Source organism: Leifsonia sp. SIMBA_070, from assembly GCF_046534635.1.
GTDB lineage: Bacteria > Actinomycetota > Actinomycetes > Actinomycetales > Microbacteriaceae > Leifsonia.
The window spans coordinates 1-243 of sequence record NZ_JAWRYK010000813.1; the positions used below are offsets into that span (position 1 = coordinate 1).

1 protein-coding gene is annotated in these 243 nt (G+C 70.8%); it reads left to right on the forward strand.

The features are described from left to right. Nucleotides 1-243: glutamate ligase domain-containing protein (locus SB754_RS22475; protein ID WP_410784488.1), on the forward strand; the 243-nt coding region annotated here is incomplete at both ends.

Consider the following 243-nt stretch of genomic DNA (forward strand, 5'->3'; position numbering starts at 1 on the left):
GGTGGTCCGCGGGCAATCGTTCCTGGCCGTTGTCGACTACGCCCACAAGCCCGCTGCGCTCGAGGCCGTCATCGGCACCCTTCGCGGTCAGAGCGAGGGCCGGATCGCCGTTGTCGTCGGAGCGGGCGGGGACCGCGACACCGGTAAGCGCCCGATCATGGGTGAGGTGGCCGCCCGCGGCGCCGAGTTCGTTGCCGTCACCGACGACAATCCGCGCTCAGAGGTTCCCGAGGAGATCCGGGC